The sequence below is a fragment of the Pseudomonas sp. URMO17WK12:I12 genome, assembly GCF_000514395.1.
GTDB lineage: Bacteria > Pseudomonadota > Gammaproteobacteria > Pseudomonadales > Pseudomonadaceae > Aquipseudomonas > Aquipseudomonas mucoides.
In genome coordinates, this window is sequence record NZ_AZVV01000005.1 from 267,737 (window position 1) to 285,041 (window position 17,305).

Consider the following 17,305-nt stretch of genomic DNA (forward strand, 5'->3'; position numbering starts at 1 on the left):
ACCGATGCCGATCAAAGCGATTCTCACCGACATCGAAGGCACCACCAGCGCGGTGAGTTTTGTGTTCGACGTGCTGTTTCCCTACGCCGCGAAACACCTGCCGGAGTTTGTCCGTCAGCACGCCGCGCGCGCCGATGTGGCGGAGCAACTGTCGGCCGTGCGTCGCGACAGCGCCGAGCCGGATGCCGACGTTGAGCGGGTGATCGCCATTCTGCTGAGCTGGATCGCCGAAGACCGCAAAGCCACGCCGCTCAAGGCGTTGCAAGGCATGGTCTGGGAGCAGGGTTATCAGACCGGGCAGTTGAAGGGCCACGTTTACCTGGACGCCGTTGAAGCGCTCAAGCGCTGGCATCAGGAAGGCTATCAACTGTTTGTGTACTCCTCGGGCTCGATCCAGGCGCAAAAACTGATCTTCGGTTGTTCCGAGGCTGGGGATTTGTCGCCACTGTTCAGCGGCTATTTCGACACCACGTCGGGGCCCAAGCGGGAAGCGCAGTCTTACCAACGCATCACTCAGGCCATCGGGCTTGAGCCTGCGCAGATTCTGTTTCTGTCCGACATCGTCGAAGAGCTGGACGCTGCACGCACGGCCGGGATGGCGACCTGCGGGCTGGCGCGAGAGGGTGGGGAGTTGGCAGGCCATCTGACCGTCGACAGCTTCGCGCGAATCAACCCCTCCACCTTATAAAGCACACCACATAACAACTCAGGCCGTGAAGCGAAAGCTCACGGCCTGTTTGTTTTCAGCACTGCAACGATTTACGCCGTGTGATAAGTCGGCAAGGCAAATCGTTGCTGGCTTTGCAGCATGGAGATCTGCGGCAGTTCACTCGCCTGTTCGGCAAGGTCACGGCGAATCGCACTGATCACCCAAGTCAACTGATCACCCGCGTGCAATTGCTGGTAGGAAATCGAACGCTTGAACACACGGCCTTCGCTGCTGCGCAAGGTCAGCAAAATTCCGCCGTCAGGACGCGCTTGGGTGGTGACTTCGAAGTTGGAGAACAGGGAGGTAAATTTTTCTTGGATCAGGCTCATGTCTATCAGCTCCGTTTGCACGAGATTGGCAAGCATGGAGAGGTAGTTGCAGCGATTGTGCCAGTATTTGAATTTAATAAAATCCTTATAAATCAATAAGTTAATTTTCGGTCGGGTTTTCGATTTCGTGCAATCTGCATGAATGGCCATCGTGCATCCTGCATTTTGAAAGATTGTTGCTGCTTCGATGGAACCAATCCGCACCTCGGGGTTCATCGTTCGTTTATCCGGGTTGCGGATACAAAACATTGCAAAATCCGCGTGTACAGGCCAAGAACCGCTGACGTATTTTCGAGCTCATGGAACGCCGCCCGACAATAAAAAAATCAGCGGGAGCACAGATGAAACGCAGGCCAAACGACACGATTACCTGGGGCATGATGCTCCGCAAACTGCCGACGATCGCCAGAACCATTCCCCGTGTGGTGAAGGGCCTGAAAGTCGCCAACGTCAAGGATCCGACCCAACCGTGTGGCCTGGGCTGGTGTTTCGAACAGGCGACGTTGCGCAATCCCGATGGCCCCGCGTTACTGCAGGGCGACGTGACGCTGACCTATACGCAGGTCAACCAGTGGGCGAATCGCATTGCTCATCATCTGATTGCCCAAGGCATCGGCAAGGGTGACGTGGTCGCGGTCTTCATCGAGAACCGTCCAGAACTGCTGGTGACGATTCTGGCCGTGGCCAAGGTCGGCGCGATCAGCGCGTTGCTCAACACCTCGCAAACCCGCGATACCCTCGCGCACAGCCTGAATTTGGTAGCCCCCGTGGCGATCATTGTCGGCGGCGAACTGGTCCCGGCGTTTTCCCAGGTCCGCGAGCGGGTGTCCATCGCGCCGGCGCGAACCTGGTTCGTCGCCGATCAAGACACCTGCAACCATCCGGGCGTTGCCCCCGACGGTTTCATCAACCTGATGGCGGCGAGTGCCGACGCGTCCGAGGAAAACCCTGTCAGCAGCCAGCAGGTTTTTTTCGACGATCCTTGTTTCTATATCTACACCTCGGGCACCACCGGATTGCCCAAGGCCGGCGTCTTCAAGCACGGACGCTGGATGCGCAGCTCCGCCAGTTTCGGCCTGATCGCCCTGGACATGCAGCCGCACGACATCGTCTATTGCACCTTGCCGCTGTATCACGCCACCGGGCTCTGCGTGTGCTGGGGCTCGGCCATCAACGGTGCTTCGGGCTTTGCCATCCGCCGCAAATTCAGCGCCAGCCAGTTCTGGAATGACGTACGCAAATACCACGCGACCACCCTCGGTTACGTGGGCGAGTTGTGCCGCTATCTGGTGGATCAACCTACCAGCGCCGAAGACAGCCAGCACGGCGTGACGAAGATGATCGGCAACGGTTTGCGCCCCGGCGCGTGGGACGCCTTCAAGACCCGCTTCGGCGTCGAGCATATCTGTGAACTGTATGCGGCCAGCGACGGCAACATCGGCTTCACCAACATTCTCAATTTTGACCACACCATCGGTTTCTCGCTGATGGCCTGGGAGCTGGTGGCCTACGACCACGACAGCGGCCAGCCGATTCGCAACGCCAAGGGTTTCATGAACAAAGTGCCCAAGGGCGTGCAGGGTTTGTTGCTGGCGAGAATCGACGACAAGGCGCCGCTGGACGGCTACACCGATCCGCAAAAGACCGAAAAAGTCGTGCTGCATGACGTGTTCAAGAAGGGCGATCGGTACTTCAACACCGGTGACTTGCTGCGCAACATTGGTTTTGGCCATGCACAGTTCGTCGACCGCTTGGGCGACACCTACCGCTGGAAGGGCGAGAACGTCTCGACCACGGAAGTGGAAAACATCCTCCTGCAACACCCGCACATCGCGGAAGCCGTGGCGTATGGCGTGGAAGTCCACAACACCAACGGGCGTGCCGGCATGGCGGCGATTACTCCGGCCGAATCCCTGGCCACCCTGGACTTCAGCGAACTGCTGGAGTTTGCTCGCCAGCAAATGCCGACCTATGCGGTGCCGCTGTTTTTGCGGGTGAAAGTGAAAATGGAGACCACCGGGACCTTCAAATACCAGAAGACCCGGCTCAAGGACGAAGCCTTCGACCCTGGCAAGACCGGCGATGACCCGATCTACGCCTGGTTGCCCGGCACCCAGACTTATGTGCAGGTTACCGAGCAGGTGCTGGCGGATATTCACAGCGGCAAGTACCGCTATTGAATGTGCCTATGGCGGCCCTTGAGAAAAAACAAGTGACAGCGCGGGGGCTGCTCGGGAAACTGTCGGCTTTACGAATAACCGAACAGGGAGCCCCCGATGTCAGATCAAAGCCGCCAGATGACCCCCGAAGAAGCCGCTGAATTTGCCGAACAGGTATTCAACAAGGCGCGCGAGGGCGATGCGGCCATGATGGCAGCGCTGTTGACCAAAGGCCTGCCGCCCAACCTGCGTAACCACAAGGGCGACACCTTGCTGATGCTGGCCGCCTACCACGGCCACGTGGACACCGTGAAAGTTCTACTCGAACACAAGGCCGACCCGGAAATCCGCAACGACAACGGCCAAAGCCCGATTGCCGGTGCCGCGTTCAAGGGCGACCTGGCGGTGGTCACGGCCTTGGTCGAGGGCGGCGCGCAAGTGGAAGGTTCGTCGTTTGATGGCCGTACCGCGCTGATGATGGCGGCGATGTTCAACCGCGTCGCCATCGTCGACTACCTGATCAGCAAAGGGGCCGATCCGAAAGCCAAGGACGCCAACGGCGTGTCGGCCCTCGATGCCGCTAAAACGATGGGCGCCGTCGACACCACCGCGCAGCTGGAAAAACTGCTGGGATGATGCTTTGTGGTGAGGGGCATGCTCCCTCGCCACAGGTCTCCTCACGCTCGGTAACTTTCTGCGAATGCGCTATCCTTCGCGCCCTCAAAATTCACTCGCTACAGGATCCGCCTCATGAAAGCCGCACTCGTCGAACTCATCAGCAAAATCAGCTCCGGGTGCATGAGCGATGACGAAATCCTGAAAGTTGCTGACGAAGCGGCTCAAGCCTACGCCGATCCGCAGGCTTTTCTCACGGCCAACCCGGATATCAACTACGACGACACCTTCCCGATCCCGTTGGGTGAATGGGTGGTGGTCGGCAGTCTGCCGGAGACGGTGCTGTTCCAGGCCGACACCTACATGGACCTGTTCGCCCAGATCGTCGCCTCGTTCGGCCCTGGCGTTGATTTCAATATCAAACCCAAGCAGCTGGCCAAGACCGAAGCCCTGACCGCACTCAATCGCATTCAGGTGCAAATGGGTAGCATGAATAAGGAAAACGGTGGTTACACGCTGATGAACTTCAGCCAGCTGCTCGACGACGAGCTGCAAGTGGTGCTGGTCTACGGCAACGATGTGCCGCGTGTGCTTGAGCTGTGTGCCAAACTCGGCATCGCCGCTGCGCCGTCGCTGGAAGCGCTGAAGATCGCGATTCACGTTTAAAAAGCGGAACCCTCGCAAGGCCCGGCTATCCTAAGGGTGCATATCACTCTTAGGGAGCGTCACCATGGGTTCTACGTTCAACAGCCTGGTCGCCTTGATCATTTTCGTGCTGGATATCTGGGCCATCATCAACGTGATAAAAAGTGGCGCCACCACCGGGATGAAAATCCTCTGGGTGCTGTTGATCGCGTTCCTGCCGGTATTGGGCCTGATCATCTGGGCCATCGCCGGGCCACGGGGCAACGTCCGCATCTGAGTGCGTCCTCACAACCGACACTGAACCAGTGGGAGCGCGGCTTGCCTGCGATGGAATCGCTGCGGTCTACCTGGACCGAGCCGTCCGCATCGCAGGCAAGTCGAGACGTCGCACCGCCGCTCCCACAGAGGAATGTGTCGACTTATCAAGTGAGGTTCGACCTGTCATCTTCCGCGACGTAGAATGCGCGCCTTTCCCGGTTAATCGAGCTGCTCGATTGGCCATCATGGGCGGGTAACCGTCCGTTGCCACCCGCATTCATCGGAGCACTTCCCATGAGCACTACCCCTGCCAGCGAATACCTGGAAACCCTCTACGAAGGCTATGGCCAGCGTTTTCGCATGGAAAAACTGCTGCACGAAGTGCGCACCGAACACCAGCACCTGGTCATCTTCGAAAACCCGCGAATGGGTCGGGTGATGGCGCTGGACGGCGTGATCCAGACCACCGAAGCCGACGAATTCATCTATCACGAAATGCTCACCCACGTGCCGATCCTGGCGCACGGCAGCGCCAAGCGCGTGCTGATCATCGGTGGCGGCGACGGCGGCATGCTGCGTGAAGTGGCCAAGCACCGCAGCATCGAACACATCACCATGGTCGAGATCGATGGCACCGTGGTCGACATGTGCAAGGAATTCCTGCCAAACCACTCCAAAGGTGCGTTCGAAGATCCTCGTCTGAACCTGGTGATCGACGACGGCATGCGTTTCGTCGCCACCACGACTGAAAAGTTCGACGTGATCATTTCTGATTCCACCGACCCGATCGGTCCGGGTGAAGTGCTGTTCTCGGAAAACTTCTACCAGGCCTGCCGTCGCTGCCTGAACGAAGGCGGTATCCTGGTCACCCAGAACGGCACCCCGTTCATGCAGATCGAAGAAGTCAAAACCACCGCCGGGCGTCTGCGCAGCCTGTTCCCGGACTGGCACTTCTATCAGGCGGCCGTGCCGACCTACATCGGTGGCTCGATGACATTTGCCTGGGGCGCGACCGATACCGCTTATCGCAAATTGTCCCGTGAAACCCTGCAACAGCGTTTCGCCGGCAGCGGCATCATCACCCGCTACTACAATCCAGAGATCCACATCGGCGCCTTCGCCTTGCCGCAATACGTGCTGCAAGCGGTGAACAAGCCAAGCAACGACTAAGGGTTGTACACACCCCCTGTGTAGGAGTGAGCCTGCTCGCGATAGCGGTGTGTCAGTCACATGATTATTGACTGACAGATTGCTATCGCGAGCAGGCTCACTCCTACAAAAACGGCAACCGGTTTCCTGTCAGAACATCGCAATTCGTTTGAACGATCAGTCAGCGCAAAAGTCCAGATGCATGTAGGCCCATCCATGGGCTTTATCGAGGAGGCACTGATGCAAAAGTGGAAAATCACTTTCGTGGATGATCACGGTGAAACAGTCGATGAAGTCTTTGAGTGCAACGAGTGTCCGGATAACGAGCACGCCGCCAAACTCATCAAGGCCCGACTTCTTCCCGTCGCTGCCAAACTGGATCTGAATGATCTGGAAGGGCGAACTGCTGATGCGAGCGTCAAAAGTCTCAAAGCCCAGAACAGCATACAAATCCTCGGCATCACGCCAATCTGAACCTCTCCTGTCTCATTCTCATTCAGGCCTTGGCAGCGGCTCTCTCTTGAGGCTACTCTGCAATCGAGATCAGCGAACGGATCGCTAAGGTCTGGTCTTGTCAGCTACATGCTTGCTTCCCACCGGCAACGAGGTTGCCGCATCGCGCGCACCACTCGGTTGCGCGTGCCGGGAATACGGAAAGTCTATCCATCACTATATGAGGGGGACGTTTCATGAGCACAGCCTATCAAGAAGACATCAGCAGCTCGGTGCTGCGCCGCATGAAAGAAGGCGGTTTCGACTTTTCAAGATTCCACCCCATCGAGTTCTACGCCATTTTTCCCGACGAGGAGCGGGCCCGCAGAGCAGCAGGTCATTACCGTGGCGAATCCCTGAATGCGCAAATCAGTGTGCGCGACGACGGGGCATGGGCGCTCGAACTGAGCAAAGTCATGTACGCCACTTACGATGACATCGGCGATTTCGAGCAAGGCTTCGAGGCGGTGGTCGAGCCTCTGGGCGGCATCATCGAAGGATGGGGCGTCAAGCAGGAGGTACGAGGGCTACTCGCATAATCCTATGAACAGTGACACGCACTAACGGCTGACCTTCGGGTTGGCCGTTTTAGTTTGCGGAGGGTCGTAAAACACGTCCGGCAAAACCCTGAAACAAGAATCCGGCGCAAAAAAAAAGCCGCCTGAGCAGGCGGCTAAAGGGAAGTTCGGGCTGTTTATCCAGCGAATGCGCGGATTATCCCCGCCGGCGCCCGGGCAGTGAAATCAACTCTGACTATGCTGGTGATAGGCGACAACGTCGCCTTGCAATGAAGCGGGGGCTGTCAGGTTGGGGCGTTTGCTGCACAGGAATGGTGCGGTGAAAACGGAGCGATTATCCAACCGATTGATATCAAAGCGTTTCTGCCGCTGGCACGGGCCTTGCGAAGCCTAGATGTCCGGGTGACAAGGAGTACGGCATGATCCGCACCTATTTTGATGAAATGTACGATGCCGGCGGCCAGGTCCGCCCGCATTATCGGGAGTTTGCCCGTTGGCTGGCCGAAACGCCTGACGAGCTTCTGGCACAACGGCGACGCGAGGCCGATCTGTTATTTCATCGCGCCGGGATAACCTTCACGCTCTACGGGGACGAGCAGGGGACAGAGCGCCTGATTCCCTTCGACACCATCCCCCGCAGCATTCCTGCCAGCGAATGGCGGGTCGTCGAGCGCGGCTGCATTCAGCGGGTCAAGGCACTGAACATGTTCCTTGCCGACCTCTATCACGAGCAGCGCATCATCAAGGCCGGCATCATCCCGGCCGAGCAAGTGCTGGCCAACGAGCAATACCAGTTGGCGATGCAAGGGCTGGATCTGCACCGGGACATCTATTCGCACATCTCAGGTGTCGATCTGGTGCGCGACGGCGACGGCACGTACTACGTGCTCGAAGACAACCTGCGTACACCGAGCGGCGTCAGCTACATGCTCGAAGACCGCAAGATGATGATGCGCCTGTTCCCCGAACTGTTTGCGGCGCAACGCATTGCGCCTATCGATCACTATCCGAATCTGCTTCTGGATACCCTGAAAAGCTCCAGCCCGATCGATAACCCGAGCGTGGTGGTGTTGACGCCGGGTCGCTTCAACAGCGCATTTTTCGAGCATGCCTTTCTGGCTCGGGAAATGGGGGTTGAACTGGTGGAGGGCGCGGACCTGTTCGTGCGCGATGACAAGGTGTTCATGCGCACCACGGACGGGCCGAAAGCTGTCGACGTGATCTACCGTCGCCTCGACGATGCGTTCCTCGATCCGCTGGCGTTCAATCCGGATTCGATGCTGGGTGTTCCGGGGCTGCTGTCGTCGTACCGTTCCGGCAACGTCGTGCTGGCGAATGCCATCGGCACCGGGGTGGCGGACGACAAGTCGGTGTACCCGTTTGTCACCGACATGATCCGTTTCTACCTCGACGAGGAGCCGATCCTGAAGAACGTGCCGACGTTCCAGTGTCGCAATCCCTCCGAACTGTCCCACGTGCTGGCCAATCTTCCGGATCTGGTGGTCAAGGAAACCCAGGGCTCTGGCGGTTACGGAATGCTGGTGGGGCCGGCGGCGACGGCGGCGGAAATCGAATCGTTCCGTGCACGGATCAAAGCCAAGCCCCACGCGTACATCGCGCAACCGACGTTGTCCCTGTCGACCTGTCCGACCTTTGTCGAAAACGGCATTGCGCCACGCCACATCGACCTGCGTCCGTTTGTATTGTCTGGCCGCGAAACCCGGGTCGTGCCCGGCGGTTTGACCCGTGTTGCTTTGCGTGAAGGCTCTCTGGTGGTGAATTCCTCCCAGGGTGGCGGAACCAAGGACACCTGGGTGGTCGAGGATTGAAGGAAGCCTGCCATGTTAAGTAGAACTGCCTCGGATTTGTATTGGATGTCGCGTTACCTGGAGCGGGCGGAAAACCTCGCACGGATGCTCGACATCAGTTATTCGCTGTCGCTGATGCCGCAGGATGGTCGCGGCAACGGGCTGCACGAACTCGCCATGCCGCTGCTGATCACCGGCACCCTGGACGATTACCTGGAGCGCCACGGCGAGTTGCATGCCGAACGGCTGTTGCATTTCTTCGCCCTCGATGCGGCCAACCCGGCGAGCATCTACAGCTGCCTCGGTTCGGCGCGAGCCAGTGCCCATGCGGTGCGTGGGCGAATCACCGCCGACATGTGGGAAAACATAAACGCCACCTGGCTGGAAATTCGCGGGATCGCCGAACAGGGCTTGAGCCGCTATGGCATGAGCCGTTTTTGCGAGTGGATCAAGGAACGTTCCCACCTGTTCCGGGGCGCGTCCTACGGCACCATCATGCGTAACGATGCGTTCCGCTTCATTCGTCTGGGGACGTTTATCGAAAGGGCCGACAACACGCTGCGCCTGCTCGATGCACGCTACGAAATGGCCGGCGATCAAGCCGAAGCGGTCAGTGACAGCACGGCGCACGCCTATTACCAGTGGAGCGCCTTGTTGCGAGCGCTGTCGTCGTTCGAGGCGTACACCGAGATCTACCGCGACGCCCCCGGTGCCCGGCATGTGGCCGAGTTGCTGTTGCTGCGCGCGGATGTACCGCGTTCCTTGCGCGCGTGCACCGAAGAAATCGACCAGATTCTCGCCAGCCTGCCGGGGGCCAACGGCCGCCCCGCGCAGCGCCTGGCCGCCGAGATCGACGCACGCCTGCGCTACACCGGCATCAACGAAATTCTCGACGAAGGCCTGCATGCCTGGCTGACCGAATTCATCCCGCTGGTGCGCCAGTTGGGCAACGCCATTCACAGTTCTTACCTGGAGGCTGCATGAGACTTTCCATAAGCCACGAAACCACCTATCACTATGAAGATCAGGTGCGGGCGAGCATCCAGTATTTGCGACTGACACCCCATGACAGCGAGCGTCAGCACGTGCTCAGTTGGCAACTCGACCTGCCGCGCCCGGTGCGCGCGCAACTCGATCCGTTCGGCAACATCCTGCATGTACTGACCATGGACGAGCCGCACGAGGCGATCATCATTGGCGCCCGTGGTCAGGTGGATATCGATGAACTGCGCGAAGCCGAACATGAGAGCCAGTCGGCGCTGCCGTTCCTGCGTTTCACCCGGCTGACCGAAGCCGACGAAGCCTTGCGAGCGTTCGCGCAAAAGGAATGCAAGACCCGTCGGGATCGCACCGCACTGATCGACTTGATGCATGGCCTGAACCAGCACATGACCTACACGCCAGGCTCGACCGAAGTCGACACCAGCGCGGCCCAGGCCTTTGCCGGACGTTCCGGCGTCTGTCAGGACCATACCCATGCGTTTCTCGCCTGTGCGCGAAGCCTGGGCATTCCGTCGCGTTATGTGTCGGGTTATCTGTACAGCGAGAACAGCGAACACCTGGCCAGTCACGCCTGGGCGGAAGCCTGGCTCGATGATGCGTGGTACAGCTTTGATGTGACCAATGAATTGGCCCGGCCCGAGCGCCATTTGAAGCTTGCCGTGGGCCTGGATTATCTGGACGCCTGTCCGGTACGCGGAATGCGCCGGGGCGGTGGGTGTGAGCAGATGCATGCGAAGGTGTTTGTGTCGCCGACGCCGATGCCGGTTATCTCCGTCCAGCAACAATAATCAGGCGCCTTACAAATCCCTTGTAGGAGTGAGCCTGCTCGCGATAGCGGTCTTCCAGTCAGCAAATCTGTAACTGACGCACCGCTATCGCGAGCAGGCACTCCTACAGTGGGGATGGGTATCAGGGCTTAATTTTGCGCCCGGCCATGTGCTTCAAATACCCCACCAGCATGTCCAGATCCGCATCTGGCAATACCTGCGCCGTAAACCCCGGCATCTTCGCCTGCGGCCACTGGCGCAAGCTCTGCGGATCACGGATATAGCGCTTCAAGAACTCCGCCCCGAAATACTCGGTCGGACTAAACGGAATATTCAAATCCGGCCCGAACTGCGCATCCCCGGCACCGTTCAATCGATGGCAAGCCAGGCAGTTCTTCTGAAACAACGCAAAGCCTTGATTCACCGGATCGCCCGCCTTCAACGCCGGATCAGGCAGCAGGGCAGGGAAGCGCGCAGCGACCGGCGCCAGGCGCTTGATGCTGGACACCTGAAACGGCCATTGTTCCGGGCTGATATTGCCGGCCTGCGGATCCGTCCAGACCAGATAAAACGGCCCGGCCCCCGGCTTGCCTTCTGACAATGCCGGCCAAGGTTTGGCCGGGTCTTCAATCGCCAGCCACGCCCGCGCACCTTGGGTGTTGAGCAAAGGCGCCGCGGCCAACTCGGCGGCAAATCCGTCCAGCGCCACGGCTTGCAAATGGTCATCGGGCTTGATGCCGGTCAACAGCGCCGCCAGCGGCACCGCTTGATAACTCATGTCCCGTTTGTAGGAAACGTCGTCGGCAATATGGAGGGTCTGGACTTGCGGGTGCTTGAGCAGTTCTTCGGTCTGCCAGGTGCGAGTGGTCGCGCCCAGCTCGAGGTTCAGCTGTGCGGCAAACAGAGGCGTGCTGAGCAGCAAGGCCCCGAACAGAATGAGCGTTTTCAATAGATCGCCGTCCATGTCGTGGAAGTGCCCAAAGGTTGGCACACCCACGCTGGCCCGGGTAGCGGGCCAGTCACATTTTTAGAATGACGATATAAATACCTGACACCGTTTTCTTTTACCGACTAGCCAATCACCTTGGTCAGATTCGGCAAAATCAACAACAGCGTGGTGGCGAAAAGAATGAGCCCGGCTTGACGTACTTTCGAATGTTTGAACATGGCTTGACCGCCTTTTTTGTTATTTCCTGATGCCTGCCTGCATATCTCCATGACGGCAGAGCGTTGCACTTCCTGTCAGACGAGTGCCTCGGCAAAACCCGACGACAACTTCGTACACTTCACCTTAGAGCCCGCGTCACTCGTGACTTAGATCCATTTCGTATGGAACTATCGACAAATGCTCTTAAAAAGCATGAGGCCTATTGCCAGCTTCTTGGGCGCCCTTTTGCTAGACAGCTCCGTGTCCTGAATCGGTTAATCCCATCGCTCACTACCGTCCGTCTGAGCACGTCAGTCAACGTCAGTGAGCACTGCGGTCATTGAATCCGCGGCGGCCCGGCATAAGAGTGAGCACTCAGTATTTACTCACCGCCCAGGTTCGAGGACGTCATGACCCAAGCTTTGATTTTCGACGCGTTACGCACGCCCCGTGGCAAAGGCAAGGCCGATGGCGCCTTGCACAGCGTCAAACCGGTCAATCTGGTGGCCGGCTTGCTCACGGCGCTGCAACAGCGCACGTCGCTCGATACCAGCCAGGTCGATGACGTGGTGCTCGGCTGCGTGACGCCGATTGGTGATCAAGGCTCCGATATCGCCAAAACCGCGACCCAAGTGGCGGATTGGGACGTCAGCGTCTCGGGCGTGCAGATCAACCGCTTCTGCGCTTCGGGGCTTGAAGCGGTGAACCTCGGCGCGATGAAGGTGCGCTCCGGTTTCGAAGACCTGGTGGTGGTCGGCGGTGTCGAGTCGATGTCTCGCGTGCCCATGGGCAGCGACGGTGGGGCTTGGGCGCTGGACCCGGAAACCAATCTGCACAGCCATTTCACACCGCAAGGCGTGGGCGCCGACCTGATTGCCACCCTCGAAGGGTTCAGCCGTCAGGACGTGGATGCCTACGCGCTGCACTCGCAACAGAAAGCGGCGCGGGCACGGGCGAACGGTTCGTTCAACAAGTCGCTGGTGCCGGTGCAGGATCAGAACGGCATCATCTTGCTCGATCACGATGAGTTCATTCGCGCCGACTCCACCCTGGAAGGCTTGGGCAAGCTCAAGCCGAGTTTCGAGATGATGGGGCAAATGGGCTTCGACGCCACGGCGTTGCGCGTCTACAGCCATGTCGAACGGATCAATCACGTGCACACGCCGGGCAACAGCTCCGGGATCGTCGATGGTGCGGCGCTGATGCTGATTGGTTCCGAAGCCAAGGGCCGGGCGCTTGGCCTGCAGCCACGGGCGCGGATCGTTGCCACGGCGGTCACCAGCACCGATCCGACCATCATGCTCACCGGCCCGGCGCCGGCTACCCGTAAAGCGCTGGCCAAGGCCGGGCTGCGGGTGGAAGACATCGACCTGTTCGAGGTCAACGAAGCGTTCGCCTCGGTGGTGCTCAAATTCATCAAGGACATGGCCATCGATCCGGACAAGGTCAACGTCAACGGCGGCTCCATCGCCATGGGTCATCCGCTGGGCGCCACGGGCTGCGCGATTCTCGGCACGCTGCTCGATGAGCTGGAAACCCGACGCCTGCGCTATGGCCTGGCGACGTTGTGTGTCGGTGGCGGCATGGGCATTGCCACCATCATCGAACGCCTCTGAGCCCCCGACTTCCAAGGAAACATGTTCATGACTGAAGCCATTCGTTACGAAAAAGGTCAGGACCGGATCGTTGTCCTGACCATCGACATGCCGGGCCAGAGCGCCAACACCATGAACGCGGTCTACCGCGAAGCCATGGCCGCCTGCGTCGCCCGTCTGGTCGCTGAAAAAGACAGCATCGCCGGGGTGATCATCACCTCGGCGAAGAAGACGTTCTTCGCTGGCGGCGACCTCAATGAACTGATCAAGGTCGGCAAGCCAGAGGCCAAAGCGTTCTACGACATGGTGCTGACCCTAAAAGGTCAATTGCGCACCCTGGAAACCCTCGGCAAACCGGTGGTGGCCGCGATCAACGGCGCCGCATTGGGCGGTGGTTGGGAAATCTGCCTGGCGTGTCATCATCGCGTGGCGCTGGACAATCCATCCGTGCAACTCGGCCTGCCGGAAGTCACCCTCGGCTTGCTGCCGGGCGGCGGCGGGGTGGTGCGCATGGTGCGGATGCTGGGCATCGAGAAAGCCTTGCCGTATCTGCTCGAAGGCAAAAAAGTCCGGCCACAACAGGCGTTGCAGGCCGGGTTGATTGACGAGTTGGCGAAGGATCCTGATGAACTGCTGAGCAAGGCGCGGGCCTGGATTCTGGCCAATCCGACGGCGGTACAACGTTGGGACGTGAAGGGTTATCAGATCCCCGGCGGCACCCCGTCCAGCCCGAAAGTCGCGCAGATGCTCGCCATCGCGCCATCGATCCTGCGCAGCAAGACCCAAGGCTGCATGCCTGCGCCGGAGAAAATCCTCTGCGCGGCGGTTGAGGGCGCCCAGGTGGATTTCGACACTGCGCACCTGATCGAAACTCGCTACTTCACTGAGCTGACCACGGGCCAGGTCTCGAAAAACCTGATTGGCACTTTCTGGTTCCAACTCAACGAGATCAATGCCGGCGGTTCGCGGCCGCAAGGTTTTGCGCCTTGTGTGACGCAAAAAGTCGGGGTACTCGGCGCCGGGATGATGGGCGCGGGCATCGCGTTTGTCAGCGCATCGGCAGGCATCGAGGTGGTGCTCAAGGACATCACGCTGGCGGCGGCGGAGAAGGGCAAGGCCCATTCGGCAGCGTTGCTGGACAAGAAAGTCGCGCGCGGCCAGATGATTGCCGAGCAGCGTGAGGCGATTCTGGCGCGGATCCGTACCACGGAAAACGATGCCGACCTGGCGGGTTGCGACCTGATCATCGAAGCGGTGTTCGAAGATCGCGAGCTCAAAGCCAGGGTCTCATCGGCTGCGCAAACAGTCGTCGGGCCGGATGCGGTGATCGCTTCCAACACCTCGACGTTGCCGATCAGCGGCCTGGCCACCGCGGTGCCGGACCAGAGCAAATTCATCGGCCTGCACTTCTTCAGTCCCGTGGAAAAAATGCCGCTGGTGGAAATCATCAAAGGCGCCAATACCAGCGACGAAACCCTGGCTCGAGGCTTCGATTTCGTCCTGCAAATCAAGAAAACCCCGATCGTGGTCAACGACAGTCGCGGCTTCTTTACCTCGCGGGTGTTTGGCACCTTCACCAACGAGGGCATCGCCATGCTCGGCGAAGGCGTCAGCGCGCCGATGATCGAGACCGAAGCACGCAAGGCCGGCATGCCCATCGGGCCGCTGGCGATTTCTGATGAGGTTTCCCTCAGTCTCATGAGCCATATCCGTCAGCAAACGGCCAAAGACCTGCAAGCCGAAGGGAAACCGCTGACAGAGCATCCGGCCTTTGCGGTGATCGACTTGCTGCTCAACGAATACAAACGCCCCGGTAAAGCGGCAGGAGGCGGCTTTTACGAATACCCGGCCGCTGGCCAGAAGCATCTGTGGCCAGAGCTGAAAAGCCGTTTCGAAAAGCCTGACGGGCAGATTTCGCCCAAGGATGTGCGTGATCGCCTGCTGTTCGTGCAAGCCATCGAAACCGTGCGCTGTGTGGAGGAGGGTGTGCTGACGTCGACGGCGGACGCCAACGTCGGTTCGATCTTCGGCATCGGTTTCGCGGCCTGGACCGGCGGTGCACTGCAATTCATCAATCAGTACGGCGTGCAAGACTTCGTCGCCCGCGCCCAATACCTGGCCGCGCAGTATGGCGAACGCTTCAATCCGCCAGCGTTGTTGCTGGAAAAAGCCGCCAAAGGGGAGACGTTTTAAGGGACCGGTGACGCTTCGCGGGGCTTGCCTTGGAACGGTGTTTCGAGGCAGGCTCTGGGGTGTGCATTATTCCCATCACGTGTCAGGTATTTTTTATGTCGTTACGCATCTGCATTCTGGAAACCGACATCCTGCGTCCAGAATTGGTCGACCAATATCAGGGCTACGGGCAGATGTTCAAGCACCTGTTTTCGCAGCAACCTATCGCGGCCGAGTTCACGGTCTACAACGTGATGCAGGGCGAATACCCAAGCGATGACCTGACCTTCGACGCTTATCTGGTCACCGGCAGCAAGGCCGATTCCTTCGGCACCGACCCGTGGATCGAAACCCTCAGGAAATACCTGCTGACCCGCTACGAACGCGGCGACAAACTCTTGGGCGTGTGTTTCGGCCATCAGTTGCTGGCGTTGTTGCTGGGCGGCAAAAGCGAACGTGCCACCCAAGGCTGGGGTGTCGGCACCCACAGTTACAAACTCGCGGCCAAGGCGCCGTGGATGAGCCCGGTCAGGGAAGAGTTGACCTTGTTGATCAGCCACCAGGACCAAGTGACGTCGCTACCGGAAAACGCCACGGTCATCGCCTCCAGCGATTTCTGCCCGTTCGCGGCTTATCACATCAATGATCAAGTGCTGTGCTTCCAGGGTCATCCGGAATTCATTCACGACTATTCGCGAGCGCTGCTGGACATTCGTCAGGAAGCGCTGGGCGAGCAGATCTACTCCAAAGGCGTGAAGAGCCTTGAGCATGAGCATCATGGCGCTACGGTAGCGGAGTGGATGATGCGGTTTGTTGCGCACAAGCCAGAAACGGTTTAAAACCTGATTCAAGCTCGCACCCACAATGGAGATACCCTTGTGGGAGCGAGCTTGCTCGCGATTGTCACTGACACCTGGGTAGTGGCTACAACCACCCCGACTTCTTGAAACTCGCCCACAAACTTGTGCATCCCACCGCAATAAACCCCAACACCCCGAAGTACCCGTAGTGCCACGCCAGCTCCGGCATGTTTTGAAAGTTCATCCCGTAAATCCCGGCCACCGCCGTCGGAAACGCCAAAATCGCCGCCCACGCGGCAAATTTGCGCTGCACCACGCTCTGGCGTGAAGCCTCCAGCAACACCCCCACCTCAATCGTCTGGCTGGCAATGTCGGCCAGGGTCGTCAGGTCTTCCATCTGCCGCGTCACGTGAATCTGCACATCCCGGAAGTACGGGCGCATGTTCTTGTCGATGAACGGGAAGCTCAGTTTCTGCAATTCCTCACCAATCTCCACCATCGGCGCCGCATAACGACGCAGGCGCAATACGTCCCGGCGCAGGCCGTGCAGTTTCTGGATGTCATGTTCATTCAACGCACTGCACAACACGTTGCGCTCCAGCTCATCGATCTCGGCGTGGATCGCTTCGCCCACGGGCTGGTAGTTTTCGATCACAAAGTCGAGGAGGGCATAGAGAACGAAGTCCTCCCCGTGTTCAAGCAACAATGGGCGCGCCTCACAGCGTTGCCGGACATAGGCATAGGACGCCGAATGACCATTGCGTGCAGTGATGATGTAGCCGTTACCGGCAAAGATATGCGTCTCGATGAACTGCAGTTTGCCTTCGTTACGAATGGGCGAATACGTGACGATAAACAATGCGTCGCCAAAGGTTTCGAGTTTCGGCCGGCTGTGTTTTTCCAGGGCATCTTCGATGGCCAGTTCGTGCAGGTTGAACTGGCGTTGCAGGTTGGCCAGCTCCTGGGCGTCCGGCTCTTCGAGGCCGATCCAGACAAAGTGGCCGGGTTTTGCGGCCCAGGCTGCGCCCTCGTCGAGGGTGATGTTGGTGACTTTCTTACCGGCGCTGTAAACCGCAGCAGCAACAACTCTACCCATGATTCAGGTTCACTTCTTATTAGCAGGTGGCAGTGGCAGGCAAT

At 59.1% G+C, this 17,305-nt stretch carries 17 protein-coding genes; 14 read left to right on the forward strand and 3 right to left on the reverse strand.

Annotated features, from left to right (window positions below):
• The first annotated feature begins 4 nt into the window (after positions 1–4).
• Complete coding sequence (gene mtnC, locus D882_RS0106650; protein ID WP_027922505.1) at positions 5–688, forward strand: acireductone synthase; 684 nt, start codon at positions 5–7, stop codon at positions 686–688.
• Positions 689–759: 71 nt separating this feature from the next.
• Here the strand turns inward: mtnC and D882_RS1000000133475 are convergent, their stop codons facing one another.
• Entirely contained in the window at positions 760–1,038 is a 279-nt protein-coding gene (locus D882_RS1000000133475; RefSeq protein ID WP_027922506.1) for a DUF3509 domain-containing protein, read from the reverse strand.
• Positions 1,039–1,379: 341 nt separating this feature from the next.
• Here D882_RS1000000133475 and D882_RS0106660 point away from each other — a divergent pair, with 341 nt between their 5' ends.
• The 10 genes from D882_RS0106660 (at position 1,380) to D882_RS0106705 (ending at position 10,472) form a co-directional block, all read left to right on the forward strand.
• Entirely contained in the window at positions 1,380–3,218 is a 1,839-nt protein-coding gene (locus D882_RS0106660; RefSeq protein WP_027922507.1) for a long-chain-acyl-CoA synthetase, read from the forward strand.
• A 96-nt stretch (positions 3,219–3,314) separates the two neighbouring features.
• A complete protein-coding gene (locus D882_RS0106665; RefSeq protein WP_027922508.1) occupies positions 3,315–3,833 on the forward strand; it encodes an ankyrin repeat domain-containing protein in 519 nt (172 codons plus the stop codon).
• 114 nt (positions 3,834–3,947) lie between these two features.
• Entirely contained in the window at positions 3,948–4,478 is a 531-nt protein-coding gene (locus D882_RS0106670) for a hypothetical protein (protein ID WP_027922509.1), read from the forward strand.
• 64 nt (positions 4,479–4,542) lie between these two features.
• Positions 4,543–4,734, forward strand: coding sequence for a PLDc N-terminal domain-containing protein (locus D882_RS0106675; RefSeq protein ID WP_027922510.1), 192 nt, complete (start codon positions 4,543–4,545; stop codon positions 4,732–4,734).
• 275 nt (positions 4,735–5,009) lie between these two features.
• Positions 5,010–5,885 (forward strand): polyamine aminopropyltransferase, encoded by an 876-nt coding sequence (speE, locus tag D882_RS0106680; protein WP_027922511.1) that lies wholly within the window; start codon positions 5,010–5,012, stop codon positions 5,883–5,885.
• 219 nt (positions 5,886–6,104) lie between these two features.
• Positions 6,105–6,338 (forward strand): hypothetical protein, encoded by a 234-nt coding sequence (locus D882_RS1000000131875; protein WP_059181336.1) that lies wholly within the window; start codon positions 6,105–6,107, stop codon positions 6,336–6,338.
• Between the two features lie 215 nt (positions 6,339–6,553).
• A complete protein-coding gene (locus D882_RS0106690; protein ID WP_027922513.1) occupies positions 6,554–6,895 on the forward strand; it encodes a ribonuclease E inhibitor RraB in 342 nt (113 codons plus the stop codon).
• 398 nt (positions 6,896–7,293) lie between these two features.
• The gene (locus D882_RS0106695) at positions 7,294–8,703 is read left to right on the forward strand and encodes a circularly permuted type 2 ATP-grasp protein (RefSeq protein WP_027922514.1); all 1,410 of its coding nucleotides are present in this window, start codon (positions 7,294–7,296) and stop codon (positions 8,701–8,703) included.
• A gap of 12 nt (positions 8,704–8,715) precedes the next feature.
• Complete coding sequence (locus D882_RS0106700) at positions 8,716–9,666, forward strand: alpha-E domain-containing protein (RefSeq protein WP_027922515.1); 951 nt, start codon at positions 8,716–8,718, stop codon at positions 9,664–9,666.
• Positions 9,663–10,472 carry a transglutaminase family protein gene (locus tag D882_RS0106705; protein WP_027922516.1) on the forward strand — a complete coding sequence of 270 codons (810 nt, stop codon included), beginning with the start codon at positions 9,663–9,665 and terminating at the stop codon, positions 10,470–10,472. Before D882_RS0106700 ends, D882_RS0106705 begins: the two co-directional genes overlap by 4 nt.
• Before the next feature lie 121 nt (positions 10,473–10,593).
• Here D882_RS0106705 and D882_RS0106710 read toward each other — a convergent pair whose 3' ends face one another.
• Positions 10,594–11,415, reverse strand: a complete 822-nt coding sequence (locus tag D882_RS0106710; RefSeq protein ID WP_027922517.1) for a cytochrome c — start codon at positions 11,413–11,415, stop codon at positions 10,594–10,596.
• Positions 11,416–12,008: 593 nt separating this feature from the next.
• Between D882_RS0106710 and D882_RS0106720 the strand changes: the two genes are divergently transcribed.
• The 3 genes from D882_RS0106720 to D882_RS0106730 all read left to right on the forward strand — a co-directional run bounded on the left by D882_RS0106720 (position 12,009) and on the right by D882_RS0106730 (position 16,204).
• Positions 12,009–13,214: an acetyl-CoA C-acetyltransferase gene (locus tag D882_RS0106720; RefSeq protein ID WP_027922518.1), complete on the forward strand. Its 1,206-nt coding sequence runs from the start codon at positions 12,009–12,011 to the stop codon at positions 13,212–13,214.
• Positions 13,215–13,241: 27 nt separating this feature from the next.
• Complete coding sequence (locus D882_RS0106725; protein WP_027922519.1) at positions 13,242–15,386, forward strand: 3-hydroxyacyl-CoA dehydrogenase NAD-binding domain-containing protein; 2,145 nt, start codon at positions 13,242–13,244, stop codon at positions 15,384–15,386.
• Positions 15,387–15,481: 95 nt separating this feature from the next.
• Complete coding sequence (locus D882_RS0106730) at positions 15,482–16,204, forward strand: amidotransferase (protein WP_027922520.1); 723 nt, start codon at positions 15,482–15,484, stop codon at positions 16,202–16,204.
• Positions 16,205–16,289: 85 nt separating this feature from the next.
• Here the strand turns inward: D882_RS0106730 and D882_RS0106735 are convergent, their stop codons facing one another.
• On the reverse strand, positions 16,290–17,261 hold the full coding sequence (locus D882_RS0106735; RefSeq protein ID WP_027922521.1) for a magnesium and cobalt transport protein CorA: 972 nt from the start codon (positions 17,259–17,261) through the stop codon (positions 16,290–16,292).
• Positions 17,262–17,305 lie beyond the last annotated feature (44 nt).

Bases quoted from the DNA above. Each gene is read 5' to 3' on its own strand.
- D882_RS0106665 (WP_027922508.1), top strand. From the start codon at position 3,315: ATGTCAGATCAAAGCCGCCAGATGACCCCCGAAGAAGCCGCTGAATTT.
- D882_RS0106695 (WP_027922514.1), top strand. From the start codon at position 7,294: ATGATCCGCACCTATTTTGATGAAATGTACGATGCCGGCGGCCAGGTC.
- D882_RS0106670 (WP_027922509.1), top strand. From the start codon at position 3,948: ATGAAAGCCGCACTCGTCGAACTCATCAGCAAAATCAGCTCCGGGTGC.
- D882_RS0106725 (WP_027922519.1), top strand. From the start codon at position 13,242: ATGACTGAAGCCATTCGTTACGAAAAAGGTCAGGACCGGATCGTTGTC.
- D882_RS0106675 (WP_027922510.1), top strand. From the start codon at position 4,543: ATGGGTTCTACGTTCAACAGCCTGGTCGCCTTGATCATTTTCGTGCTG.
- D882_RS1000000133475 (WP_027922506.1), bottom strand. From the start codon at position 1,038: ATGAGCCTGATCCAAGAAAAATTTACCTCCCTGTTCTCCAACTTCGAA.
- D882_RS1000000131875 (WP_059181336.1), top strand. From the start codon at position 6,105: ATGCAAAAGTGGAAAATCACTTTCGTGGATGATCACGGTGAAACAGTC.
- D882_RS0106700 (WP_027922515.1), top strand. From the start codon at position 8,716: ATGTTAAGTAGAACTGCCTCGGATTTGTATTGGATGTCGCGTTACCTG.
- D882_RS0106690 (WP_027922513.1), top strand. From the start codon at position 6,554: ATGAGCACAGCCTATCAAGAAGACATCAGCAGCTCGGTGCTGCGCCGC.
- mtnC (WP_027922505.1), top strand. From the start codon at position 5: ATGCCGATCAAAGCGATTCTCACCGACATCGAAGGCACCACCAGCGCG.
- D882_RS0106720 (WP_027922518.1), top strand. From the start codon at position 12,009: ATGACCCAAGCTTTGATTTTCGACGCGTTACGCACGCCCCGTGGCAAA.
- D882_RS0106735 (WP_027922521.1), bottom strand. From the start codon at position 17,261: ATGGGTAGAGTTGTTGCTGCTGCGGTTTACAGCGCCGGTAAGAAAGTC.
- D882_RS0106705 (WP_027922516.1), top strand. From the start codon at position 9,663: ATGAGACTTTCCATAAGCCACGAAACCACCTATCACTATGAAGATCAG.
- D882_RS0106710 (WP_027922517.1), bottom strand. From the start codon at position 11,415: ATGGACGGCGATCTATTGAAAACGCTCATTCTGTTCGGGGCCTTGCTG.
- D882_RS0106730 (WP_027922520.1), top strand. From the start codon at position 15,482: ATGTCGTTACGCATCTGCATTCTGGAAACCGACATCCTGCGTCCAGAA.
- speE (WP_027922511.1), top strand. From the start codon at position 5,010: ATGAGCACTACCCCTGCCAGCGAATACCTGGAAACCCTCTACGAAGGC.
- D882_RS0106660 (WP_027922507.1), top strand. From the start codon at position 1,380: ATGAAACGCAGGCCAAACGACACGATTACCTGGGGCATGATGCTCCGC.